Origin of the sequence: Acidovorax sp. LjRoot117 (assembly GCF_964252695.1) — a bacterium.
Classification (GTDB): Bacteria; Pseudomonadota; Gammaproteobacteria; order Burkholderiales; family Burkholderiaceae_C; genus Acidovorax.
In genome coordinates this window covers 1-24,049 of record NZ_CAXUPO020000007.1, presented here as the reverse complement: position 1 = coordinate 24,049, position 24,049 = coordinate 1, and the positions used below count along the sequence as shown (strand labels likewise).

Annotated in this window: 23 protein-coding genes; 15 read left to right on the top strand and 8 right to left on the bottom strand. The window is 67.4% G+C overall.

From position 1 onward, the window contains the following. The first annotated feature begins 2 nt into the window (after positions 1–2). The 10 genes from ACSQ3D_RS17935 to ACSQ3D_RS17890 all read left to right on the top strand — a co-directional run bounded on the left by ACSQ3D_RS17935 (position 3) and on the right by ACSQ3D_RS17890 (position 11,162). Positions 3–2,342, top strand: a complete 2,340-nt coding sequence (locus ACSQ3D_RS17935; RefSeq protein ID WP_436127801.1) for an acyl-CoA dehydrogenase — start codon at positions 3–5, stop codon at positions 2,340–2,342. Positions 2,343–2,403: 61 nt separating this feature from the next. Next, positions 2,404–3,639: an ABC transporter substrate-binding protein gene (locus tag ACSQ3D_RS17930; protein ID WP_436127800.1), complete on the top strand. Its 1,236-nt coding sequence runs from the start codon at positions 2,404–2,406 to the stop codon at positions 3,637–3,639. A 32-nt stretch (positions 3,640–3,671) separates the two neighbouring features. Beyond that, the gene (locus ACSQ3D_RS17925; protein ID WP_436127799.1) at positions 3,672–4,910 is read left to right on the top strand and encodes an ABC transporter substrate-binding protein; all 1,239 of its coding nucleotides are present in this window, start codon (positions 3,672–3,674) and stop codon (positions 4,908–4,910) included. Positions 4,911–4,928: 18 nt separating this feature from the next. Then, a complete protein-coding gene (locus tag ACSQ3D_RS17920; protein ID WP_436127798.1) occupies positions 4,929–6,080 on the top strand; it encodes an NADH:flavin oxidoreductase/NADH oxidase in 1,152 nt (383 codons plus the stop codon). After that, the gene (locus ACSQ3D_RS17915; RefSeq protein ID WP_436127797.1) at positions 6,077–6,967 is read left to right on the top strand and encodes an SMP-30/gluconolactonase/LRE family protein; all 891 of its coding nucleotides are present in this window, start codon (positions 6,077–6,079) and stop codon (positions 6,965–6,967) included. Before ACSQ3D_RS17920 ends, ACSQ3D_RS17915 begins: the two co-directional genes overlap by 4 nt. Positions 6,968–7,038: 71 nt before the next feature. After that, a complete protein-coding gene (locus ACSQ3D_RS17910) occupies positions 7,039–7,749 on the top strand; it encodes an ABC transporter ATP-binding protein (RefSeq protein ID WP_436127922.1) in 711 nt (236 codons plus the stop codon). Then, positions 7,742–8,458, top strand: a complete 717-nt coding sequence (locus ACSQ3D_RS17905) for an ABC transporter ATP-binding protein (protein WP_396504493.1) — start codon at positions 7,742–7,744, stop codon at positions 8,456–8,458. The genes ACSQ3D_RS17910 and ACSQ3D_RS17905 overlap by 8 nt, the downstream gene beginning before the upstream one ends. A gap of 46 nt (positions 8,459–8,504) precedes the next feature. Further along, the gene (locus ACSQ3D_RS17900; RefSeq protein ID WP_056413806.1) at positions 8,505–9,389 is read left to right on the top strand and encodes a branched-chain amino acid ABC transporter permease; all 885 of its coding nucleotides are present in this window, start codon (positions 8,505–8,507) and stop codon (positions 9,387–9,389) included. Between the two features lie 17 nt (positions 9,390–9,406). Beyond that, positions 9,407–10,375: a branched-chain amino acid ABC transporter permease gene (locus tag ACSQ3D_RS17895; protein WP_436127796.1), complete on the top strand. Its 969-nt coding sequence runs from the start codon at positions 9,407–9,409 to the stop codon at positions 10,373–10,375. Between the two features lie 13 nt (positions 10,376–10,388). After that, a complete protein-coding gene (locus ACSQ3D_RS17890; protein ID WP_056413813.1) occupies positions 10,389–11,162 on the top strand; it encodes an SDR family NAD(P)-dependent oxidoreductase in 774 nt (257 codons plus the stop codon). Positions 11,163–11,274: 112 nt separating this feature from the next. Here the strand turns inward: ACSQ3D_RS17890 and ACSQ3D_RS17885 are convergent, their stop codons facing one another. Genes ACSQ3D_RS17885 through ACSQ3D_RS17850 form a run of 8 tightly spaced genes read right to left on the bottom strand, consistent with a single transcriptional unit; the run spans position 11,275 to position 19,552 of the window. Continuing rightward, positions 11,275–12,042, bottom strand: a complete 768-nt coding sequence (locus ACSQ3D_RS17885; RefSeq protein ID WP_056413818.1) for an enoyl-CoA hydratase/isomerase family protein — start codon at positions 12,040–12,042, stop codon at positions 11,275–11,277. 32 nt (positions 12,043–12,074) lie between these two features. Then, on the bottom strand, positions 12,075–12,722 hold the full coding sequence (locus tag ACSQ3D_RS17880) for an SDR family NAD(P)-dependent oxidoreductase (protein WP_436127795.1): 648 nt from the start codon (positions 12,720–12,722) through the stop codon (positions 12,075–12,077). Positions 12,723–12,751: 29 nt separating this feature from the next. After that, a complete protein-coding gene (locus tag ACSQ3D_RS17875; RefSeq protein WP_056413881.1) occupies positions 12,752–13,507 on the bottom strand; it encodes an SDR family NAD(P)-dependent oxidoreductase in 756 nt (251 codons plus the stop codon). Between the two features lie 2 nt (positions 13,508–13,509). Next, entirely contained in the window at positions 13,510–14,511 is a 1,002-nt protein-coding gene (locus ACSQ3D_RS17870; RefSeq protein ID WP_436127794.1) for a Bug family tripartite tricarboxylate transporter substrate binding protein, read from the bottom strand. 54 nt (positions 14,512–14,565) lie between these two features. Next, positions 14,566–15,558: a Bug family tripartite tricarboxylate transporter substrate binding protein gene (locus ACSQ3D_RS17865; protein WP_436127793.1), complete on the bottom strand. Its 993-nt coding sequence runs from the start codon at positions 15,556–15,558 to the stop codon at positions 14,566–14,568. Beyond that, positions 15,555–17,177, bottom strand: a complete 1,623-nt coding sequence (locus ACSQ3D_RS17860; RefSeq protein ID WP_436127792.1) for an AMP-binding protein — start codon at positions 17,175–17,177, stop codon at positions 15,555–15,557. Before ACSQ3D_RS17860 ends, ACSQ3D_RS17865 begins: the two co-directional genes overlap by 4 nt. Then, complete coding sequence (locus tag ACSQ3D_RS17855; protein ID WP_436127791.1) at positions 17,174–18,364, bottom strand: acyl-CoA dehydrogenase family protein; 1,191 nt, start codon at positions 18,362–18,364, stop codon at positions 17,174–17,176. The genes ACSQ3D_RS17860 and ACSQ3D_RS17855 overlap by 4 nt, the downstream gene beginning before the upstream one ends. A 3-nt stretch (positions 18,365–18,367) precedes the next feature. Next, the gene (locus ACSQ3D_RS17850) at positions 18,368–19,552 is read right to left on the bottom strand and encodes an acyl-CoA dehydrogenase family protein (RefSeq protein ID WP_436127790.1); all 1,185 of its coding nucleotides are present in this window, start codon (positions 19,550–19,552) and stop codon (positions 18,368–18,370) included. A 222-nt stretch (positions 19,553–19,774) separates the two neighbouring features. Between ACSQ3D_RS17850 and ACSQ3D_RS17845 the strand changes: the two genes are divergently transcribed. The 5 genes from ACSQ3D_RS17845 to ACSQ3D_RS17825 all read left to right on the top strand — a co-directional run. Then, complete coding sequence (locus tag ACSQ3D_RS17845) at positions 19,775–20,500, top strand: TetR/AcrR family transcriptional regulator (RefSeq protein ID WP_436127789.1); 726 nt, start codon at positions 19,775–19,777, stop codon at positions 20,498–20,500. A gap of 71 nt (positions 20,501–20,571) precedes the next feature. Continuing rightward, positions 20,572–21,330, top strand: coding sequence for an SDR family NAD(P)-dependent oxidoreductase (locus ACSQ3D_RS17840; protein ID WP_436127788.1), 759 nt, complete (start codon positions 20,572–20,574; stop codon positions 21,328–21,330). After that, positions 21,317–22,429 (top strand): amidohydrolase family protein, encoded by a 1,113-nt coding sequence (locus ACSQ3D_RS17835; RefSeq protein WP_436127787.1) that lies wholly within the window; start codon positions 21,317–21,319, stop codon positions 22,427–22,429. Before ACSQ3D_RS17840 ends, ACSQ3D_RS17835 begins: the two co-directional genes overlap by 14 nt. A 134-nt stretch (positions 22,430–22,563) precedes the next feature. Beyond that, entirely contained in the window at positions 22,564–23,670 is a 1,107-nt protein-coding gene (locus ACSQ3D_RS17830) for a porin (protein WP_436127786.1), read from the top strand. A 145-nt stretch (positions 23,671–23,815) separates the two neighbouring features. After that, on the top strand, positions 23,816–24,049 hold a 234-nt coding region (locus tag ACSQ3D_RS17825; protein ID WP_436127785.1), incomplete at its 3' end, for an electron transfer flavoprotein subunit beta/FixA family protein.

Here is a 24,049-nt window from a genome sequence, read left to right as displayed (position 1 = left end):
CCATGACCACTTTCGACGAAACACAGAGCATGCTGCGCGACAGCGTGCAAGACTTCCTTAAGCGCAAGCCCGCGCCTGCGCGGGTGCGCCGCCTGCGCGAGCAATCCGTCCCCTTCGACCGGGCCGTCTGGCAGGACATGGCCGAGGCAGGATGGCTCGGCGTGCTCGTGCCAGAGGCGCTGGGCGGCCACGGCCTGGGCCCGGCCGAAGCCATGGTCATCGCGGCGGAGCTGGGCCATGGCCTGGTGCCGGAGCCCTTCGTGGCCAGCGGATTGCTCGTGGTGCAGGCACTCGTTCCACTGGCACCGGACTGCGCGCGCGCCCGACAGTTGCTGGAGCATGTGTGCGCCGGCAGAACGCTCTGTGCGCTGGCCTGGCAGGAGGCCGCCGGAGCCCCCGACCTGGGCGCGACCCAGCTGCTGGCGCAGCGCCAGGGCGACGGGTGGATGCTGCGGGGCGCGCAAAAGCGCTTCGTTCCGCTGGCCGGCGCAGCCGATGGCTTTCTGGTCTACGCCCTGCATGAGGGCGCGCCAGCGCTGTTCTGGATCGCGTCGGGCACCAAGGGGCTTTCCGTGCTCAATACCCGGACCGTGGACGGGACCGATTTCGGCGCGCTGGACTTCGCAGACGCGACCCTGCCTGCGGACGCCTTGGTTGCGGCGGGCGACGGCGTGCGCAGCGCGGTGGCCCAGGCGATTGAACTGGCGCGCCTGGCATCGGCGTTCGAACTGGTGGGCGTGGCCGAGCGCGCGCTCAAGGACACCGTCGCCTACACCTCCCAGCGGATCCAGTTCGGCAAACCCATCGCCTCCTTCCAGGCCCTGCAGCACCGCATGGTCGACATGTGGATCCAATGCCAGCTGGCGCGCGCGTCGGCCGAGAACGCCCTGCTCGACTGGGACCGGGCCACCGATCCCGCGCTGCGTACGCAGTCCCTGCGCGCCGCGCGGGCCCGTGCCGGCAGCGCGGCCCTGCTGGTGGGCAAGGCGGCCATCCACCTGCACGGGGGCATGGGCATCGCCGACGAAACCGACATCGGCCTGTGCCTCAAGCGCGCGCTCACGCTCTCGGCCTGGCTGGGCAATCCGCTGTGGCAGCGGGGCCAGTTCCTGGATGCGCTGCAAACGACAGGCCGCACGCGCGCGGCCACGGGCAACGGAGGCCCGGCAACGGTGGACGCCGCGGACGTGGACGATCTGCCCGACGACCAATTCCGCCACGTGCTGGCCGACTGGATCGCCGCCAACTACCCGCCCGAGAAGCGCTTCATGAAAAAGCGCGCCTACTACGCAGACATTGCCGACTGGTACCAGGCGCTGTCCAAAAAAGGGTGGCTTGCGCCTTCCTGGCCCCGGTCGCACGGTGGCATGGGCCTGTCGCCCACCAAGCAGGTGATCTATGCCGAAGAGATGGCACGCCACGGCTGCGCGCGCATTCCCGACCACGGCCTGGCCATCGGCAAGCTGCTGCTGATGCACGGCACGCCGGAGCAGATCAGCCACCACCTGCCCCGCGTGCTCAGCGGCGAAACCATGTGGTGCCAGGGCTACTCCGAGCCCAACGCCGGATCGGACCTGGCCAACCTGCGCACGCGCGCCGACCGCGATGGCGACGACCTCGTCGTCAACGGCCAGAAGATCTGGACCACGCTGGGCCCCGGCGCAGACTGGATGTTCGCCCTGGTGCGCACCAGCAATTCCGAAAGCGCCAAACAACGCGGCATCACGTTCTTGCTGATCGACCTCAAGACACCGGGCGTGAAGGTGCGCCCCATCGTCAACCTCAAGGGCGAGGGCGAATTCAGCGAGGTGTTCTTCGACAACGTGCGCGTGCCGGTGGCCAACGTGGTCGGCCGCATCGATGACGGCTGGAACGTCGCCAACTCGTTCCTGCGCGAAGAGCGCATCTTCTTCGGCACGCCGCGCCAGTGCGAGGGGGCCCTGGCCCAGCTCGACCGCCTGGCCGAAGCCACCCACGCGCTGGAGCAGGCCGACTTCCGCGACCGCTATGCCCAGCTGGTGCTCGACGTGCGCGACCTGAAATCCGCGTTCGAGCTCTTCATGGGTCGCCTGCGCGGCGGCGAAGAGCTGGGCCCGGACGTGTCCTACCTCAAGGTCTGGGGCACCGAGACCTACCAGCGCATCGCCGACGAGCTGGTGCAACTGGCCGGGGACCAGGGCGCACAGATGGACGACGTGGTGATCGACGGCATCGCCACGGACGTGATGGGCCAGTACCTCGACTCGCGCATGCCCGCGATCTTCGGCGGCTCCAACGAAATACAGCGAAACATCCTCGCCAAGCAGATCCTGGCCCTGCCTTCCGGCAACCCCAGGGCCTGACGTACCCGCATCGAGCCCGTTCCGCCCCCCTTTTCCAACACCAACGACACCGGAGACAACCATGACCAGCAAGGCGACCTTCACCACCGGCCTGCGGGCCGGCTTCACAGCCACCGCACTGCTCCTGGGCGCAGCCGCGGCCCAGGCCCAGATTTCGGACGACGTGGTGCGCATCGGCATCATGAACGACATGAGCGGCCCGTACTCCGGCAACGGCGGCCCGGGATCGGTGCTGGCCGCACGCATGGCCATCGAGGACTTCGGGGGCAAGGTCAACGGCAAGTCCATCGAGCTGGTGACCGTGGACGACCAGAACAAGCCCGACGTGGGACTGAACGCGGCGCGCAAGTGGCTGGACACCGAGAAAGTCGACACCATCGTGGGGGGCTCGGCCACGTCCATCGCCTTCGGCGTGCAGACGCTGATGAAGGAAAAGCAAAAGCCCTACCTGCTGGCAGGCACGATCTCGTCGGATTTCACGGGCAAGTCCTGCTCTCCGATGAGCGTGCAGTTCCTCAACGACAGCTACGCGCTGCCCAAGGCGGGCGTGCAGCTCCTGGTCAACAAGGGCATCAAGGACTTCTACTTCATCACCGTCGACTATGCGTTCGGAGCGGCCCTGCAAGCCGAAGCCACGCGCTTCATCCAGGCGGCTGGCGGCCGGGTGGTCGGGTCGGTCAAGCACCCGCTGGGCGCCACCGACTACTCGTCCTACTTACTGCAGGCGCAGTCGAGCGGCGCCAAGGCCATCGTGATCCTGAACGCAGGCCTCGACCTGTCCAACTCCCTCAAGCAGGCCGCCGAGTTCCGCATCACGCGCGGCGGCCAGGCCCTGAGCGTCTTCGGCATGACGATCAACAGCGTGACCGCCATGGGCCTGGACGTGGCACAGGGCCTGAACATCACCGTCCCCTTCTACTGGGACCAGAGCGACGCGACCCGCGCCTGGAGCAAGCGCTTCATGGAGCGCAGCAGCGGCGGCGCAGTGCCCACCTACATCCAGGCCAGCGTCTACAGCGCCGTTCAGCACTACCTGAAGGCCGTGAAGGACGCCGGCACGGACGACGGCCCCAAGGTGGTCGCCCAGATGAAAGCCACCCGCGTCAATGACTTCATGACGCAGAACGCCCCCATCCGCGAGGACGGCCAGGTCATGCGCGCCGTCTACCCCGTGGAGGTCAAGACACCCGCAGAGTCCAAGGGCAAATACGACTTCTACAAGGTGGGCGCTGCCATCCCTGCGGAGCAGATCTTCAGGCCGCTGAGCGAAGGCGGCTGCGACTTCGTGAAGAAGTGAATCACCCGATAACAATGAAACCGGAGACAGACATGAACCCATCAACCACCCGCCAGACTCCCAGGGCCGCAGCGGCCATGGCCACCGCGCTCCTGCTCGCCACAGGTGCGGCCCATGCCCAGATATCGGACGACGTGGTCCGCATCGGAGTGATGAACGATGTGAGCGGCCCCTACTCTGGCGCGGGGGGCTCGGGCTCGGTGCTGGCAGCACGCATGGCCATCGAGGACTTCGGGGGCAAGGTCAACGGCAAGGCCATCGAACTGGTGTCGACGGACGACCAGAACAAGCCCGACGTGGGCCTGGCCGCCGCACGCAAGTGGATCGATTCCGACAAGGTGGACACCATCGTCGGCGGCTCGGCATCGTCGATCGCCCTGGGCGTGCAGACCTTCATGAAGGAAAAGCAGAAGCCCTATCTGATCTCCGGATCGATCTCCTCCGACTTCACGGGCAAGTTCTGCTCGCCCATGAGCATCCAGTTCCTCAACGACAGCTACGCCATGCCCAAGGCGGGCGTGCAGCTGCTGATCAACAAGGGCATCAAGGACTTCTTCTTCATCACCGTGGACTACGCCTTCGGCGCCGCGATGCAGGCGGAGGCCACGCGCTTCGTGCAGGCGGCCGGCGGCCGGGTGGTCGGGTCGGTCAAGCACCCGCTGGGCGCCACCGACTATTCGTCCTATCTGCTGCAGGCCCAATCGAGCGGCGCCAAGGCCATCGTGATCCTGAACGCAGGCCTCGACCTGTCCAACTCGCTCAAGCAGGCAGCCGAATTCCGCATCACGCGTGGCGGGCAGACCCTGAGTGTCTTTGGCATGACCATCAACAGCGTGACCGCCATGGGCCTGGACGTGGCCCAGGGCCTGAACATCACCGTCCCCTTCTACTGGGACCAGAACGATGCCACGCGCGCCTGGAGCAAGCGCTTCATGGAACGCAGCAATGGCGGTGTTCCACCCACGTTCACCAACGCGGGGGTGTACAGCGCGGTGACGCACTACCTCCGCGCGGTGAAGGACAGCGGCACCGACGCAGGCCCGTCCGTGATCGCCAAGATGAAGGCCACGCGCGTCAACGACTTCATGACGCTCAATGCGCCCATCCGTGAAGACGGCCAGGTCATGCGCGCGGTCTACCCCATCGAGGTCAAGGCGCCTGCCGAGTCCAAGTACAAGTACGACTTCTACAAGGTCGGTGCCCCCATTGCGGCCGAGCAGATCTTCCGCCCACTGGCGGAAGGCGGCTGCGACTTCGTGGCGAAGAAGTGATTGCCACGGGCACCTGCGATGGCACAACTCTTCACCCCCTACACACTGCGCGGCATGCGCGCGCGCAACCGCGTGGTCATTCCCCCGATGCAGCAGTCCACCGGTGTGGACGGCATGGCCACGGACTGGCACCTGGCCCATCTTGCACGGTTCGCCATGGGCGGCGCGGGCATCGTCTTCGTCGAATCCACGGCCGTGGAGGCACGCGGGCGCAACACCCACGGCGATATCGGCCTGTGGAACGATGACCAGATCGCGCCATTGGCGCGCATCGCCGATGCACTGCGGCGCGATGGTGCTGTGCCGGCGATCCAGCTCGGGCACACCGGCCGCAAGGCGGGCATGCAGAAATGGTGGCACGGCCACGGGCCGCTGACCGAAGCGGATGCTGCGCGTGGCGAGGCACCCTGGAAGGCGGTGGGCCCCAGCGCATTGCCCGTCGGTCCCGGCTGGCCCACACCGGACGAGCCGGACACCGGGCAGGTCGAGGCACTGGTGCGCTCCTGGGGCGATGCGGCGCGCCGCGCGCGCGAAGCGGGCTTCGAGGCCCTGGAAGTCCACGGCGCCCACGGCTACCTGATCCACCAATTCCTGTCTCCCGTCGCCAACCAGCGCACCGACCGCTTCGGGCAGCACCGCATGCGCTTTGCCCTCGATGTGGCCGAAGCCGTCCGGCGCGAGTGGCCCGACGACAAGCCCCTGTTCTGGCGGGTATCGCTGGCCGACGTGGCAGATGGCGGGCTGGAGTTCGAGGAGATGGTCGATTTGCTGCGCAGCCTGAAGGACCGCGGCGTTGATGTGGTCGACTGCTCCTCCGGCGGCGGCATCTCGAGCTACCCCACGCAGGGAAAGTCGGTCTCCAACAGCCTGACGTTCCGGGCCGAACTGGCCGGGCGCCTGCGGGAAGCCACCGGCCTGCAGGTGATGGGTGTCGGCCTGGTCATCGACCCGCAGACGGCGGAAGGCTATCTCCAGGCCCGAGAAGCCGACCTGATCGCCGTAGGGCGCGAGGCCCTCTACAACCCCAACTGGCCTGTGCATGCCGAGGTGGCGCTGGGAGCCAATCAGGACTACGCCACCTGGCCGCAGCAATACCGCATGTACCTGGTGCGCCGCGCAGCGGCCGCCGATGCACTGCGCAACACCGACATGACAAGGAGCACCGCATGACCCAGGCATCCCCCCGCGTCGAAATCCTCGGCGCACACCGCGACCGGCTGGGTGAGTGCCCGCTGTGGGACACGCGCGAACAAGCCCTGTACTGGATCGACTCCAAGGCCCGCAAAGTCCACCGGCTGCGCGATGGCAGCCATATGGAGTGGGCCACGCCCAGCGACGTGGGCTCGATCGCGCTGACCCGGCGCGGCCGGATCGTGCTGTCGGTCGAAGACGGCTTCCACCTGCTCTTCCCCGTGACGGGAACCACGCGCCGGTTGGCCGAAGTGGTGCACAGCGGCCCGTCGATGCGCATGAACGATGGCCGCACCGACCGCCAGGGACGGTTCGTCGCCGGCTCCATGGTCATGGGCCGCCACGACAAGGACGGCGCCTACTACCGGCTGGAGCGCGACGGCAGCGCCACCCGGCTCTTCGGTGGCATCGCGCTCGCCAACGCCACCTGCTTCAGCCCTGATGGGCGCACCCTGTACCACGCCGACAGCTTCAGCGACGAAGTCAGCGCGGTGGACTACGACCCGGCGACCGGCGCCGTGGGCGTGCCGCGCACGCTGTTCAACACCAGGGTGCACGGCTCGGCCCCCGACGGCACCACGGTGGATGCCGAGGGCAATCTCTGGGTCGCGCTGGTGCAGGCCGGCAAGGTCGGCTGCTTCACCCCCGAGGGGCAGTTGCTGCGGCTGGTGGACGTCCCGACGCCCTACCCCACCTGCCCCTGCTTCGGCGGGCCCGATCTGGACGTGCTCTACGTCACCAGCATCAGCAACAGCGGCAATCTCATGAACAGCGACCACCCGGATGCAGGGGCGGTCTTCGCCATCCACGGCCTGGGGGTTCGGGGTTTGCCCGAAGTGCTGTTTGACGACGAGGCCCTGGCGTGAACCCATCCAACCAGCCACACCATGCGGGCGAGGACGTGATCCTGCGCACCGAGGGACTGAGCAAGCAGTTCATGGGCTTTCACGCCGTGCGCAACGTGTCGCTGGCCATCCGGCGCCACAGCGTCCATGCGCTCATCGGCCCCAATGGTGCCGGCAAGACCACCTGCTTCAATCTTCTGACCACCTCCATTCCTGCGAGCGCCGGCCGGATCCACTACAACGGACGCGACATCACGCGCAGTGACCCGGCCAGCGTGGCCGCCAGCGGCATGGTGCGCTCGTTCCAGATCTCGGCGGTGTTTGGCGCCATGAGCGTGCTGGACAACGTGCGTGTGGCGCTGCAGCGCCGCTCTGGCGGCACCTTCGCCTTCTGGCGCAGCGACAAGGCGCTGGACCGCCACACACCCCGGGCGCGGGAGCTCCTGGCCTCGGTCAACCTGCAGCGCTACGAGCGCGAGATGGCCGCCGACCTGTCCTACGGCCGCAAGCGGGCGCTGGAGCTGGCGACCACGCTGGCGCTCGAGCCTGAAATGATCCTGCTCGACGAGCCGATGGCCGGCCTGGGCCACGAGGACATCGGCCCGGTCACGCGGCTGATCGCCGAGGTGGCCCGGCAGCGCACCGTGCTCATGGTCGAGCACAACATGAAGGTCGTGGCTGAACTGTGCGACCGCATCACGGTCCTGCAGGCCGGCGAGGTGCTCGCCGAAGGCAGCTACGAAGAGGTGTCCACCGACCCGCGCGTGCGGGAAGCCTATGTGGGAGGGGGAGCCCATGCCTGAGAATCCAAACCCGCCGTGCCTGGACGTCCGCGGCCTCACCGGCCACTACGGCGAGACCCAGGCCCTGCACGGCATCGACTTCGTGGTGCAGCCAGGGGAAGTGGTCTGCCTGCTGGGCCGCAATGGCGCGGGCAAGACCACCACGCTGCGCGCCATCGTGGGGCTGCTGACCAGGCGACAGGGGCACATCGCCGTCAACGGCCGGTCCACGCAGGGCATGGTGCCCGAAGACATCGCGCACCTCGGGGTGGCCTACTGCCCCGAGGAAAGGGGCATCTTCGCCAGCCTGGACGTGGAGGAAAACTTGCTGCTGCCGCCGGTGCTGATGCCTGGCGGCATGTCGGTGGAAGAGATCTACACGCTGTTCCCCAACCTCAAACTGCGCCGCCGCAGTCCGGGCACGCGCCTGTCGGGTGGCGAGCAGCAGATGCTGGCGATCGGTCGCATCCTGCGCACCGGCGCCAAGCTGCTGCTGCTCGACGAATGCACCGAAGGCCTGGCGCCCGTGATCATCGACAAGATCGGCGAGGCCATTGCGACGCTGCGGCAGCGCGGCTTCACCATCTTGATGGTGGAACAGAACTTCCGCTTCGCATCGGGCGTGGGCGACCGGTTCTACGTGATCGAGGAGGGTCGCGTGGTCGAACACTTCGACCGCCAGGCCATCGTGGAAGACCGCCCGCGCATCGAAGCGCTGCTGGGCGTCTGAACCCTTTCCCACCGCACACAAGAACAACACTCAGGAGACATCAACGATGCCCGACTCCCTGTTCGGATACCCCCTGGCCGCCATCTCGGGGCAGTTGCTGGTCGGCATGATCAACGGCTCGCTCTACGCGCTGATGAGCCTGGGCCTGGCGATCATCTTCGGCCTGCTGCGCGTGGTGAACTTCGCCCACGGCGCGCAGTACATGCTGGGCGCCTTCGTGGCCTGGGGGCTGCTGGAGTACCTGGGCCTGAACTACTGGTGGGCCCTGGTGCTGGCCCCGCTGATCGTGGGTGCGACCGGCATTGCGCTCGAGCGCTTTTTGCTGCGCAAGCTCTACCACCTCGACCACGTGTACGCGCTGCTGCTGACCTTCGGCTTCGCGCTGATCCTGGAGGGCAGCTTCCGCTACAAGTTCGGCGCCACGGGCCAGCCTTATCCCAACCCCATCGCGGGCGGGCTGGACACCAGCATGGCGTTCTTCCCCTGGTACCGGCTCTGGGTGATCGCGGCCTCGCTGACCATGTGCATCGTGACCTGGTTCGTGATCGAGCGCACCAAGCTCGGGTCCTACCTGCGCGCAGCCACGGAGAACCCGAACCTGGTGCGCACCTTTGGCATACGCGTTCCCCGCATGCTGATGCTCACCTATGGCCTGGGTGTGGCCCTCGCCGGGTTCAGCGGCGTGATGGCCGCCCCGATCTACCAGGTCAACCCGCTCATGGGCTCGCAACTGATCATCGTGGTGTTCGCGGTGGTGGTGATCGGCGGCATGGGATCCATCGTGGGCGCCATCGTCGCAGGCTTCGCGCTCGGCGTGATCGAGGGCATCACCAAGGTGGTCTACCCGGACGGCGCCGGCATGGTGGTATTCGTGATCATGCTGATCACGCTCGCCGTGCGCCCCAACGGCCTTTTCGGCAGTACCAAGTGACAACCAGGATGACAGCGATGAACGACTCCTCCTCTTCCTCCCGCATGGCGCGCTACCAGCGCCCGCTGCTGATCGCCGGCGCCGTGGTGCTGCTGGCCGCTCCGTTCGTGGCCTACCCGATTTTCCTGATGAAGCTGCTGTGCTTCGCACTGCTGGCGGCTTCGCTCAACCTGCTGGTGGGCTATGTGGGCCTGCTGTCCTTCGGGCATGCCATGTTCTTCGGCTCGGCCGCCTATGGCACCGCGCACGCGGTCAAGGTGTGGGGGTTCGACCCCGCGCTGGGCGTGGCGTTCGGCGTCGTCGTGGCGGCCGCCATCGGCGCCATCACCGGCCTGCTCGCCATCCGGCGTGCGGGCATCGCGTTCTCGATGATCACCCTGGCCAGCGCACAGCTGGTGTACTTCATCGCGCTGCGCTCTCCGTTCACCGGTGGGGAGGACGGCATCCAGAGCGTGCCCCGCGGCCATCTGTTCGGTGTCATCGACCTGGCCAACAACACCACCTTGTACTACGTGGTGATGCTGGCCGTGGTCGCGGCCTTCTGGCTGATCTGGCGCATCGTGTACTCGCCTTTCGGCCAGGTGCTGACCGCGATCCGGGACAACGAGCCACGGGCCATTTCACTGGGCTACCGCGTGAACCGCTACAAGCTGCTGGCCTTCACGCTGTCTGCAGCGTTGGCGGGGCTCGCAGGCGGCATGAAGAGCATCGTGTTCCAGATCGCCACGCTCAACGACGTGAGCTGGGTCACTTCGGGCGAGGCGCTGCTGATGGGCATCGTGGGCGGCCTGCAGACGCTGCTGGGCCCGGTGGCAGGTGCCATCGTGGTGGTCACCATGGCCAACTCGCTCTCATCCATCGCAGAGGCGGTGCTGATCGTGCAAGGCGCCGTCTTCGTCCTGGTGGTGATGCTGTTCCGCCGGGGCATCGTCGGCGAGATCAACGCCTACCTGGCCCGCCGCCGCCCTGGCAATGCAACCCACTGACACAGGACAAGACATGGACAACGATTCGACAACCGCTCGCCTGCTCGAAGGGCGCCTCGCGCTGGTCACCGGAGCGGCGGCGGGCATCGGCCGCGCCATCGCCCTGCACTATGCCCGGGCCGGCGCCCGCGTGGTGCTGGTGGATCTGCGCGCCGAAGACTGCGCAGCGACGGTGGAGGACATTCGCCGCTCCGGCGGGCAGGCGTGGGCGTTCGCGCTCGACATCACCAGCGTGCCCGCATGCGCGGCGCTGGCGGAGCAGGTCGGGCGCGACATCGGCGCGCTGGACATCCTGGTCAACAACGCCGGCATCCTGATCCGCGCCGGGATCGACGCGCCCGAAGTGCACGCCAAGCTGCGCCAGGTGTTCGACGTCAACGTCATGGGCGGCTTCAACGTGTTGCACGCGTTCTTGCCAGCCCTGCGCCAGACCCGCGGCAACGTGATCAACATCGCCTCGGGGGCAGCCTTCATTGCACAGGGCGGCTGCATCGGCTATTCCAGCTCCAAGGGCGCGGTGAAGATGTTCACCCAGAGCATGGCCGTGGACCTGGGCGCGGATGGCATCCGGGTCAACGCCATCGCGCCGGGAGTGATCGAGACCGCGATGACCGAGGCCACCCGCGCCGACCCGCGCCGGCTCGAAGGCTTTTTGCGCCGCACGCCCCAGGGCCGCATGGGCCAGCCCGACGAGATTGCCGCACCGGCGGTGTTCCTGGCATCGGCCATGGCCAGCTACATCAACGGCGTAACCCTGCCGGTGGATGGCGGCATGCTGGCCAACTAGAACCAGCAAACGCAAGCCAGCGCCCGTCTGGCCTGCGACCCCAGGCCCTGGCCAGGGCAGTCACCCAACAAAAAGGCCGCGCGGTGCGCGGCCTTTGTCATGGCGGCGGGTCTCAACGGCCCTGGAACACCGGGGGACGCTTCTCGGCAAATGCGCGCATGGCCTCGCGCGAGTCTTCGGTCTGGCCCAGCTCGGCAGTCATGTTCTGCTCGAAGCGGTAGCCGTCGCGCAGCGTCATGTTCTCGATGGTGGCCGCCGAGTTCTTGGCGGTGCGGCTGGCGATCGGGCTCTTGGAGGCAATGCGTGCGGCCATCTCCATCGCTGCCGGCATCAGCTCCTCCAGCGGCACGCACACTTCCACGATGCCACGGCGGTACAGCTCCGGGCCGCTGATGCGGTCGCCGGTCAGCATCATGCGGCGCGTGAGCGAGTGGCCGCACACACGCATGGCATGGCGCCCTCCCCCCATCAGGCCCACGTCCACTTCGGGCAGGCCCAGGGAGGCATTTTCAGAGCACAGCAGGATGTCACAGGAAACGGCAATGCCCAGGCCGGCACCGAGCGCCGCACCGTTGATGGCGGCGATCACGGGCTTCTTGCATTCGATGATCGAATAGCTGAGCTCGCGCGCGCGGCGCGAATGCGCCCAGCGCTCACCGGGCTCGAAGGTCTTGTTGGCGCGGCTCTTGATGTCGGCCCCGGCGCAGAAGATCTTGCCGGCGCCGGTGAGCACGACCACGCGCACGTCGTCGCGGTCGCTCATCTGGTCGAACGCAGCGATCATCTCGTCCATGAGGCCGGCGGACACGGCATTCACGGGGGGCGCGTCCATGGTGATCACGGCCACATGGTTCTCGACGTTGAGCTTCAGGAATTGCATAGGTTCTCCTCGGATGGATGGGTGAGTGAATTTCAGGAATGGATACCGTAAGGTCGGCGGGATTCGCTCAGCCGCAGCGACGCCAGGCCGTCGACGACGATGCACTGGCCGGTGATGCCGTTGTGCGGCGCGGCCAGCATGCTCACCGCGTGCGCGACGGCCTCGCGGTTGCCAGGGGTGTCCTGGCGCTCGTTGCTGAACTCGCTGGCGACCAGGTTGACGCAGAGCCCTTCGGGCTGGAGTTCGAGCGCCATGGAACGGGTCATGGCCACCAGCCCTGCGCTCGCGGCCATCTGGTGCACGCCGCCCCAGGCGCCCTGGTGGCCGCGCGAGCCGACATGCACGATCTGCGCGCCCTTTGCCAGATACGGCAGTGCCGCCTGTGCCACGCGGATCGGAGCCAGCAATTGGGCGTCCAGCGCCGCCTCGAAGGCAGCGTCGTCGATCTCGTCGAACTGCAGGTTCGAGCGCGTTGTCGGTGTCAGCGTCACGAGCGCATGGAGCGATCCTGCGGCGGCGATGGCATCCCGCAGCGCGGTGGGGTCTGCATTGGCGATGGCCAGCACCTGGTGGCCATCGTGTTCCAGGCGCGCCTGGATCGCCGGGGCCAGCGGCTCCTGCGTGCCCACGAGCAGCAGCTTGCTGGCGGTTTGTGTAGAGGTGGAAGGTGGCATGGACATGGCAGCGGATGAGTGAAGTACCGGGACGGTCACAGCGGAGGCATGCCCACGCTCTTGCCGCCGTCCACGAAAAGCACCTGGCCGTTGCACTGGCCCGCCCGGGGCGATGCCAGGAAGGACACGGCGTCGGCAATGGTCTGCGGGCTGGCGGCTGCGCCCGCGGGCTCGCGCTGTTCCAGCGCACGCCGCATCTCGGGCGTGTAGCCTTCCAGCATCCGGGTGTCGACCATGCCCGGCGCCACGGCATTGACGGTGATGCCGCGCCAGCGCAGCTCGATGGCCATGGCACGCACCATGCCCACCACGGCGGCCTTGCTGGCCACGTAGTGCGCAGCCCCTGCCCCACCGAGGTAGCCGCGCGATGCGATCTGCACTACGCGCCCGCCCTCGGGCATGCGGCGCACCGCCTCCTGGGCCACGATGAAGCTGCCCAGCAGGTTCACGCCCATCATGCTGCGAAGCCGATCGGCGTCCAGCTCGCGAAAGGGGATCATGGTCGAGGCGATGCCCGCGTTGTTCACGACCACGTCGATGGCGGGCAGCGTTGCGAACAGCGCACGGACCGCCGCGCGGTCCTGGACATCCAGGGCGGCCCCTTGCACGGCCAGTCCCTGGGCACGCAGACGCTCGGCTTCGGCATGGGCCAGCTCGCCATCCCGGTCGGTGGCGACGACCGAGAGGCCGTCGCGCGCCAGCTGTTCGGCGATGGCCAGGCCAATGCCGCGGGCCGCGCCGGTCACCACCGCACAACGCGCATGGCCGGATGCGGAGTTTTCAGTCGCCATGGTCATTCGAGAACGATGTTGGTTTTCTGGAGCACGTCCGTCCACTTGGTGCGCTCCGCGGCCACGCGCTGCCCGAGCTCCTCCGGCGTGCTGCCGACGGGCACCACGCCCACGGCCGCGATGCGGTCGCGCACGGACGGGGTCGCCAGCGCTTCGTTGATGAGCTTGCTCAGGCGGTCCACGATGGCTTTGGGGGTGCCGCTGCGCATGGCGATGTAGTTGATCGCCGTGACGTCGTAGCCCGGCAGCGTCGCGGCAATCGGAGGAATGTCCGCGGGGATGCCGGGAAGGCGGTTGGCCGCGGACATGCCGATGGCCCGCACCTTGCCCGCCTTGACCTGCGGCATGGCGGCGGCACTGCTGACGAACGTGGCATGCACCTGGCTGCCGATCACGCCGGTGATGGCCGGAGCCTCGCCGGTGAAGGGCACCATGGTCATGTCGGTACCGGCCAGCAGGTTGAAATACGCCCCCATGAGGTGGCCCTGGCCTCCAATCCCCGCAGTGGCGTAGTTGATGCCGCCCGGCTTGGCCTTGGCCGCCGCGACGAGATCGGCCACCGAATGGATGTTCAGCTTCGGGTCGACCACGAGAATGTAGGTGGCGGCCACCGTCTGGCTCACCGGCGCGAAGTCGGCCACCGGGTCGTAGCGCACCGACTTGGGTGCCAGGTACTGCGCGGCGGGCGTGCACCACACGATGGTGTAGCCATCCGCTGGTTGCTGCAGCGCATAGGACACACCGACCGTGCCGGCACCGCCGGGTTTGTTGTCGAGCACCACGGGCTGCCCCAGCTTTTCCGAGAGAACGGTCGAGAGGATGCGGGCTACGGCGTCGGAGCCACCGCCGGGCGGAAACGGCACCACCATGCGCACGGGCCGGTGGGGCCAGTTGGACTCAGGGCCCGAGGCCAGTGCAGCAAAAGGCGTTGCGATGCCGGCCAATGCAGCGGCGAGCGCGTCGCGGCGGCGAAGTCCCTGGCTTGGGGGATGGGTGTGGCTCATGTTGTCTCGTTCTCTTGTTGTGGTCTGTGCATGTCCAGGGGAATGGAGGGCCGGCTACTCCAGCACGATGCCGGCGCGCTTCAGCGTGTCCTGAACCCGCTTGCGCTCGGTGGCGATGCGCTGGCCCAGCACCTGGGGCGTGCTGGCCACGGGCGACACGCCCAACCCCAGCACCCGCTCCCGCACGGACGGGTTGGACAGCACGGCCTGGACGGCCTGGCTCATGCGGTCGATGATGGGCTGGGGCGTTCCAGTGCGAGCGGCCAGGTAGTTGATGGCCACCAGGTCGAATCCCGGAAGGCTTGCAGCCACCGCGGGAATGTTCGTCGGCATGCCTTCCATGGGCTGCGCTGCAGAGACGCCCAATGCGCGCACCCGGCCGGAGCTCACGTGCGGCAATGCGCCAGCACCGCTGATGAAGGCCATCTGCACATCACCGCGCATCAGGGCCACCATGGCGGGCCCTTCACCGGTGAAGGGCACCTGCGTCAGCTCGCCGCCGGCGGCCAGGCCGAACGATGCGGCCATGTAGTGGCCGAAAGAGCCGGTTCCCGCCGTGCCGTAGTTCAGCTGGCCCGGCTTGTCGCGCGCGGCATCGGCCAGTTCGCGCACGGTTCGCCAGGGTTGCTGGTTGCCCACCACCAGCAGGTAGGACGCAGACACCAGCAGGCTGACGGGGGCCAGGTCCTTGACCGGGTCGTAGCGGATGCTGCCTGGCGACATGATCTGCGCCGACGGCGTGCACCAGATGAAGGTGTAGCCATCGGCGGGCGCCTGAAGGCCCACGGCCACACCCAGCGTGCCCGCTGCGCCCGCGCGGTTGTCCACCACCACGGGCTGGCCCAGCTTTTCACCCAGGGCCTGCGCCACGATCCGCGCCACCGTGTCCGATCCGCCACCCGGCGCGGCAGGCACGATGAGCCGGATCGGCTTGCCGGGCCAGGCGTCCTCTGCCGCGCGGGCATGCGGCGTGATCAGCAGGCTGGCACCCGCCAGGTGTCCCGCCAAGACTGCAGGCAGGGCTTTGAGGAATGTGCTGCGTCTCATGCGGCCTCCAGTTGCGCCTGCGCAAGCTCGCGCGCGGCGCGGTAGTCGCCCTTGCCGCTGTCGGCGCGGGGTAGTTGCTCCACCACCAGGAAGTGCTTGGGCACCTTGTAGCCTGCGAGGTACGGCGCCAGGCCCGTGCGCAAGGCCTGGGCATTCGCAGGCACGCCGCCGGTATCGAGCAGAGCGACGATGGCATTGCCCCAGCGTTCATCGGGCACGCCCACCACCAGCACATCCCGCACGCCCGGCAGCCGCTTGAGGGCTTCCTCCACTTCCTCCACGTAGATCTTCTCGCCGCCGGAGTTGATGACCAGGCTGCCGCGCCCGAGCAGTTGCATGGAGCCGTCGGGATGGCGCCGCACGCGGTCACCCGGCACGGCGTAACGCCGGCCGTCGATGGTGCGGAACACTTCCGCGGTCTTGCGCGGGTCCCCGAAGTAGCCTTCGGGCAATGGTTCACCCCGGGCGAGCCAGCCTTCGCCCTCCTGGCCTGCCGGCACGATGCGCCCGTCGTCGCCCACCATGACGGTGTGCGGACCCGGCTCGAACCGGCCCGTGGGCGTGGCCTTGTCCCGCGTGGTGATGGCGTAGCCCAGGCCCGCGGCCTCGGACGCGCCGTAGATGTCGGCCAGCACCACCGAAGGAAGGTGGCGCAGCAAGCCTGCCTTGATTTCCTCGCTCCACATCAGGCCCGCGGAGCTGATGACCTTGAGCGCAGAGAGGTCGTAGCGGCCGGGCTTCTCGTCCAGCGCCGCCAGCATGGGGCGCGCGAACACATCGCCGACGATCAGCACACGGGTCGCGCGACCACGCTCCGCCAGTTGCCACAGCTCGTGCGGATCGAAGCTGCGGTGCGCGAGCAGCAAGGCCGTGCCGCCATTGAGCAGCTCGGCCAGCGTGCTGCTGATGCCTGCGCCGTGCATCAGCGGGCATGCGGGCAGCACACGGCCGGGCGCCGCGTTGGCTTCGACCATGTCCAGGTGCTCGGGCAGGCTGGCAGGGCGCCGCTGCACCAGGGGCGATTCCAGCTGGCATGCCCGGTAGTGGTTGCCCGGCCAGATCACGCCTTTGGGCCGGCCCGTGGTACCGCCGGTGTAAAGCAGCAGCGGGTCCCGCTCGTCCCGCGCGATGTCCAGCGGGCTGGTGTCGCCTTGCGCCGCCCAGGCCTGGAAGCTGGCCGTGGCTTCATGGCCCAGGCTTTCTCCGTCGAGGCAGATGCGTGAGCGCAGTGCCGGCAAGCGCGTGGCCAGCTCGGCCACCAGCGGGGCGAACTCTTGCTGGTAGAGCAAGGCCGTGGCACCCGCGTCTTCCAGAACGCCTGCGACTTCATCCACCGTGTACCGGTAGTTGAGGTTCACATGGATCAGGCGCGACTTGAGGCAGGCCACAAAGCCCTCGATGTAGCCGGGATGGTTCCTCGACAGGAACCCCACGCGTTCGCCAGCGCCATGCCCGGCGGCAAGCAGGGCCCGTGCCACGCGGTTGCTGCGTGCATCGAGCTCGCCCCAGCTCACCACCTTGTCTACCTGCACGATGGCGGGTCGGTCTGCGGGAACACGCGCAGCCACACCATCGAAGATGTCGGCCAGGTTCCAGCGGGATGCGGCCGGTTCGCTCATGCCATCTGCTCCTGTTCTACGGTGGAAGCAGCGTCTTGCGATACTGCGGCGGGCACCGCGTCCGACAACGCGATGAAGCGATCGCGCTGGAAGTCGGCGTTGCCGTAGGCGGTGTCGATCATGGCCAGGCGCTTGAGGTAGTGGCTCACGGCCAGTTCGTCGCTGGTTCCCACGCCGCCGTGCAATTGCACCGCCTGGTAGCCCACGTACAGGCCGCACTGGCCGATTCGCGCCTTGGCAGCGGCGATGGACCTCCTGCGCTGGGCAGGCGGGGCGTCCAGGCCGTCCAGCGCCAGCTGCAGCATCGAGCGGGACTCTTCGCAGGCAATGCTCATGTCGACCATGCGGTGCTGCAGCGCCTGGAAGCTGCCGATGGTCGTGCCGAACTGCTTGCGCACCTTGAGGTAGTCGAGCGTCATTTCGCTGACCGCATCCATCGCGCCGCAGGCCTCGGCCAGGCGTGCTGCGATCGCATGGTCCACCGCATATTCCAGCAGCGCCAGGCCTTCATGCAGGGGCCCCAGCAGCGCCGATTCGGGAAGGTCCAGCCCATCCATCTGCAGCTGGCTGATGTGCTGGTGATCGGGACTGCGAAAGTCGGTGCGCCGCAGCCCGGGCGAATCTGCCGCAACCAGGAACAGGGAGATGCTCGACGCATCCCCTTCCGAGCCGCGGGTGCGGGCAGGCACGATGAGCCAGTGCGCCGTGCTGGCATCGGGCACCCAGGACTTCTCGCCGCTCAGCCGAAAGCCCGCCCCCGAGGGGATGGCACGCGTGCGCACGCTGTTCAGGTGAAAGCGCCCAGCGGCTTCGCCCAGTGCGACGGCGATGCGGACGCTGCCATCCGCCATGCCCTCGAACAGCTTGCACTGCTCGGCGGTACCCGCCCTGGCGAGCAGGCGCGCCGCCATCACACTGGTGCTGACGAAAGGCTCGCGCAACAGGCCCCGCCCGATGCCCTCGGCCACGATCATGGTGTCGGCCGCCGAGGCACCGAAGCCCCCGTGCTTCTCCGGGATGGCCAATGCCAGCCATCCCATGTCCGCCATGCGGCGCCAGTTGTCTTCGTCGTAGGCAGCCCCGGCTGCCGTGAGCTTGCGCCACTGCTCGAAACGTCCGTGCTCACGCACGAAGCGCTCCACGCCGTCCGCCAGCATCTTCTGTTCGGGTGTGTAATGGTTGTGCATGTCTTAAAGGCCGAGTGCACGGCGCGCGATGATGTTGCGCTGGATTTCGTTGGAACCACCATAGATGCTGGTGACGCGGCTGTGGAGGTAGGCCGTCATCGGGCCCGACTGCTCCATGGGGACGGTACCCGGCGCGCCCCCTGCGGACGCAAAGCGCGTGCCGTCGTAGCCCAGGGTCTCCACCCATAGCTCCGTGGCACGCTGCAGCAGCTCTGACCAGCGCAGCTTGAGCATGGAGCCGCGCGGCCCGGTGTCCACACCCGCCACGTTGTCGGCCAGCATGCGCAGGCCCATCTGCTCGATCGCCTGCACCTCGATCTCCAGTTGCGCCAGCTTGGAGCGAAAGCCAGGGTTCTGGTAAAGGCTGGACCCTGCGTCTGGCGTCTTGCGTGCCAGCTCCTTCACCTGTTCGAGCTGCCTTGCCAGCCGCACGCCCAACGTTGCCGTCAAGGCGCGCTCGCGGTCCAGGAGCACCTTGCCATAGCTCCAGCCGCGGCCTTCCTCGCCCAGCAGCTGGCTGGCCGGCACCCGCACGGCATCCAAAAACACTTCCGTGACGTGGGACTGCTCGTCGAGCGTGTGGAACGGGCGCACGGTGATGCCGGGCGCGTCCATGTCCATCAGCAGCAGCGAGATGCCGTCCTGCTTGCGCGTCTCATCGCTGGTGCGCACCAGGCAGAACATGCGGTTGGCCGCATGGGCATAGCTCGTCCACAGCTTCTGGCCGGTGACCACATAGTGGTCGCCGTCGCGCACGGCGCGGGTGCGCAGGCCGGCCAGGTCGGACCCGGCCTGGGGCTCCGAATAGCCCTGGCACCACCAGTCTTCGCCCGACAGGATGCGCGGCAGGTACCGTGCCTTCTGCTCAGCCGTGCCATAGGTGAAGATGATGGGACCGATGAGCTCCAGGCCCTGGTGGAATTGCGGCGGCGCGTCCGCAGCCGCAGTCTCCTGCTCGAAGATGTGGATCTGCACCGGCGACCAGCCGGTACCGCCGTGCTCGCGCGGCCAAGTGGGTGCCCCCCATCCCTGGCGGAACAGGATGTTCTGCCATTGGCGAAAGCCGTCGGGCGTGGCCCGCATGCCTGAGCGCACGCGTTCGCGCAAGGCATCGGGTACGTTCTGCTCGCAAAAGCGCCGCACCTCGTGCCGGAATGCGCGGTCCGCTTCGTTTTGATCAAGTCTCATGAAATTTACCTGCCGTTCGGTAAGTTATGGATTGCAGTTTGGCCCACTGCCCATATGAAAGTTCTCGCCTTCTCGGCAAAATTTACCTGCCGACTGGTTAATAATACTTCGAAATCCTTCAGGCCCACAAGGTCTGTGTCTCGTGGATAACCCGATCCAGCCGATGCCCTCAGGCCAATGCGGGTTAATCTCCACGATTTCCCCACCAAGAAAGCACCCGCTATGGCTCCCCGCGCTGGCACGAAAAAAGCCCCCACCGACCCCTCCCTGGCCAGCGGCAACCGCGAAGACCAACTGCTGGACATCGCTCGCCGGCTGTTCGCGCACAGAGGCTTTCACGCCACCTCGCTGCGGGACATTGCCGAAGAGGCCAAGATCACCAAAGCCGCGCTGTACTACCACTTCCCGAACAAGGACGATCTCTATGAGCGGGTGGTGATCCAGTCGCTCGATGCCCTGGTCCAGATGGTCGGCGCCGACGTGGCGCGCGCCAACACCCCGACCGAGCGGGTTCGCGCGTTCATGCGCTCATCGGCGCACTTTCTCGACGAACATCGCGACCATTGGCTGGCCGGCGCCAACGCTTTTCGCGAAGCAGGCCACACCGAGCAGAGGGGCGTGGCGCTGCACTTGAGAGACACCTACGAGAAGCTGCTGCGCCGCTGCGTCCAGGAGGGGATCGATTCGGGCGAATTCCGCGACGCAGATGCCGCCATGACCACCCGTTTTCTGCTGTCCGGGCTGAACTACGTCACGCGCTGGCACTCCCCCAAGGGAAAGCTGAGCGTGAAGGATGTCATGGGCCAGTACGTCGACATGGCCCTGCTGGGCATGACGGTGCGCGAGCCTGCCGCATCCAGCGCCGCTGCGTCGCCCACGGACGCGCCACCACCGGCCGAAAAGACGCCCTCCAGCACCGCACGCAAGAAGGCAACGCCCCGGGCCTGACGGGTACCTGGGGGGCCCTTTTTTTGCCTTGCTGGATTACCGGTCGACAAGTAATTTTTCAGGAGACATGCATGAACCAAAGGCTTGACAACAGGGTGGCACTGGTCACCGGCGGCGCACAGGGCATAGGACGGGCGATCGCCCAGGCCTTTGCCGACCAAGGGGCCACCGTCGGGGTGCTCGACATCCGCGAGGACCTGGCACAAAAGGCTGCCGAAGAGATCCGGCAAGGGGGAGGCCGGGCCCAGGGCTTCGGCGGCAATGTCGCATTGCGCGAGACGTTCACGCAGGCCGTGGACGCGCTGGAGACGCAGCATGGCCGGTTCGACATCCTGGTGAACAACGCGATCTGGGTGCGCTATGGCCCGACCCAGGACATCACGCCCGAGATGCTCGATCGCATGACAGCCACCGGCTTTCACTCCATCGTCTGGGGCATCCAGGCGGCAGCACCTGCCATGGGCCGCAGCGGCGGCGGCTCCATCATCAACATCGCCTCGGCCGCGGGCTTTCTGGGCATTCCCGGCGCGCTGGTCTACTGCGGAGTGAAGGCTGCGGCCCTGGGCCTCACGCGCTCCGCAGCCGTCGAACTGGGTGCTCGCAAGATCCGCGTGAACGCCATCGCACCCGGCACGGTGCCCACCGAAGGCGTGCGCATCAACATGGATGAGTCCGTGGCGGCGCGGCGCATCGCGCGCACTCCGCTGGGGCGCCTGGGGCACGTGGACGACATCGCGGCGGCAGCCTGCTTCCTCGCTTCGGACGAGAGCAGCTTCATGACGGGGGAATCCATGCTGGTGGACGGGGGAGTCACGCATGCCCTCCTCTGACCACACCCCGGGCCACAACGCCCCCGCTCCCGCCTCCACCCCCGCCGTTCAGCCTAGCGTAGCTGCGCATGCCAGCATCGCCCTGCCCCGGGCCGATTGGCTGGCCCTGCACCACGAAGAAGCCATCGAGCCGGACCTGCCCATCGTGGATGCCCACCACCACCTGTGGGTGCTGCCCGGCGCAAGCTATCTGCAGGGCGACCTGGGCCAGGACCTTCGCACCGGGCACGACATACGCGCCACCGTGTTCGTGGACTGCCATTCGCACTATCTGGCCGATGGCCCGGAGGCACTCAGGCCGGTGGGGGAAACCGCCTTCGCAGCCGCACAGGCGCTGGCCTTCGCACAGACGGGACCGCGCACCCAGGTGTGCGCCGCCATCGTCGGGTGGGCCGACCTGGCGCTGGGTGACGGCATCGAACCCGTGCTGGAGAGGCACATCGAAGCAGGACAGGGGCGCTTCAGGGGCATCCGCGCGCGCCCCACCTGGCACAGCGACCCGGCTGTCCATCCAGCCACGCAGGGCCGCGAGGGCATCCTTCGCGATGACACAGCCCGGCAAGCCACCCGGCGCCTTGGCGCCATGGGCTTGTCGCTCGACCTCTGGGTCTACCACACGCAACTGCCGGAAGTGGCCTTCCTCGCCGACCAGTGCCCGGACACGCCCATGGTGCTCAACCACTGCGGAGGGCCCCTGGGCATCGGCCCCTATGCCGGCCAGCGCGCGCAAGTGTTCGACGCATGGCGCGGGCACATCCGCGCACTGGCCCAGCGGCCGAACCTGCGGCTCAAGCTGGGGGGACTGGCCATGCACCGCATGGGCTTCGGCCTGGACCTGGCCGACCGGCCCGCACGCTCGGAAGTGATCGCGAACGCCTGGTCTCCGTATTTCGAGGTGTGCATCGAGGCATTCGGCGCAGACCGGTGCATGTTCGAGAGCAACTTTCCGGTCGACAAGGTGGGCTGCAGCTACCCGGTGCTCTGGAATGCGTTCAAGCACGCCACGAAGGCCTGCAGCCCCTCGGAGCGAACGCAGCTTTTCAGCGGCACCGCGGCGCGCACCTACTGCATCGATCTGTCTTTGCAACCTGCGTCCTGAGCCGTTACGGCTGTCGCAATCACGCCAAACATCGTTCAATTAAATTACCTGCCGACCGGTAAGTTACGCTACATTTCGAACCGGCGGTCGGCGTGCCCGTCCGCCGTGCATGACAAACATTGAACGGAGACAACGTGAACAAACTCATCTCATCCACTGCGGTGCTGGCCCTGCTGGGCTCCCCGTTGGCCTATGCGCAATCCTCGGTGACCATCTATGGCGTGCTCGATGCGTCACTGACCTGGGTGGACAACGGTGCCGGCAGCACCATGCGGCTCGACTCCGGGGCGGGCTGGGCCTCTCGCCTGGGCTTTCGCGGCACGGAAGACCTGGGCGGCGGGCTCAAGGCCAACTTCGTGCTCGAACAGGGTTTTGACGGCAGCACCGGCGTCCTGCAGCAGGGCGGTGCCGCCTTCGGCCGGGCCTCCTGGGTGGGGTTGAGCGGCACCAACTGGGAAGTCCGTGCCGGCAGGCAGCTCTCGCCCGTGGCGCTGTCGCTGCTGGCCGTGGACCCCGGTGTGGGCAACTACTGGGGCAACCTGCAGCAGACGGGCATTGGCAGCCTGCAGAGCCCGGCCTCCGTGGCAGGCGACCCTGGCCACCAATCCACGGCCCGCATCAACAACTCGATCTTCGGATCGTGGAAAGGCGGCCCCGTGACTGCCCGCTTCATGGTGGCCCCGGGCGAGGCGGCCTCCAGCGACGCCGGCAATTTCCACGGAGGAAGCCTGACCTACGCCGACGGCCCCTGGCTCGGTACCGCAGGCTACGCGCGTTTCCGCCAGTATGCGAAGGACATCCCCACGGGAGCCGCCGCGGCCTGGCAGTCCGAGTGGACCGCGGCCGGCTCCTACAACTTCGGGCCCGTGCGGCTGGCCACGGGGTACTACGCCTTCAACCCATCCGAGAAAAACAAGGTGCTGGCGGCCACGAGCCTCCTCAAGAGCGAGTCTGCCTGGGTCGGCGCGACCATTCCCCTCACCCAAAGCCAGATCCTCCTGCAAGTCATCAGGAACAAGACCGAAAGAATGCCTGGCATCGCGGATGGGCAAGCCACGATCTATGGCGCGACCTACGAGTACTTCCTGTCCAAGCGCACGGCGCTCTACGTGTCTGGTGGCCTGGTCAAGAACAACAGCACCAGCAACACGGTGCTGGTGGGAAGCACCGTCGCCGTAGCCCCCGCCGCCATGGGCGCCAACGCGAAGGCCCTGTCCTTCGGCGTCCGGCACAGCTTCTGAGGGCACTGGCTCCAAGGCTTGAAGCGCCTCCTGGCGAGAGGAGGCGCTCGTGCCAGAGCACGATGGTGGTCGTGCTCTGGCACATCCATTCCGACCGGCCGGTTCCAGGCCGGGTCACAGCAGCGACAGCATGAAAGGTAGACACGTGAAAATTCTCGTCCCCGTCAAGCGCGTGGTGGACTACAACGTGAAGGTCCGCGTCAAATCGGACTTGCGCGGTGTGGACATCGCCAACGTGAAGATGAGCATGAACCCCTTTGACGAGATCGCCGTCGAAGAGGCCGTGCGCCTGAAAGAAAAGGGCTTGGTGACCGAAGTCATCGCTGTGTCCTGCGGCGTGGCCCAGTGCCAGGAAACCCTGCGCACCGCCATGGCCATT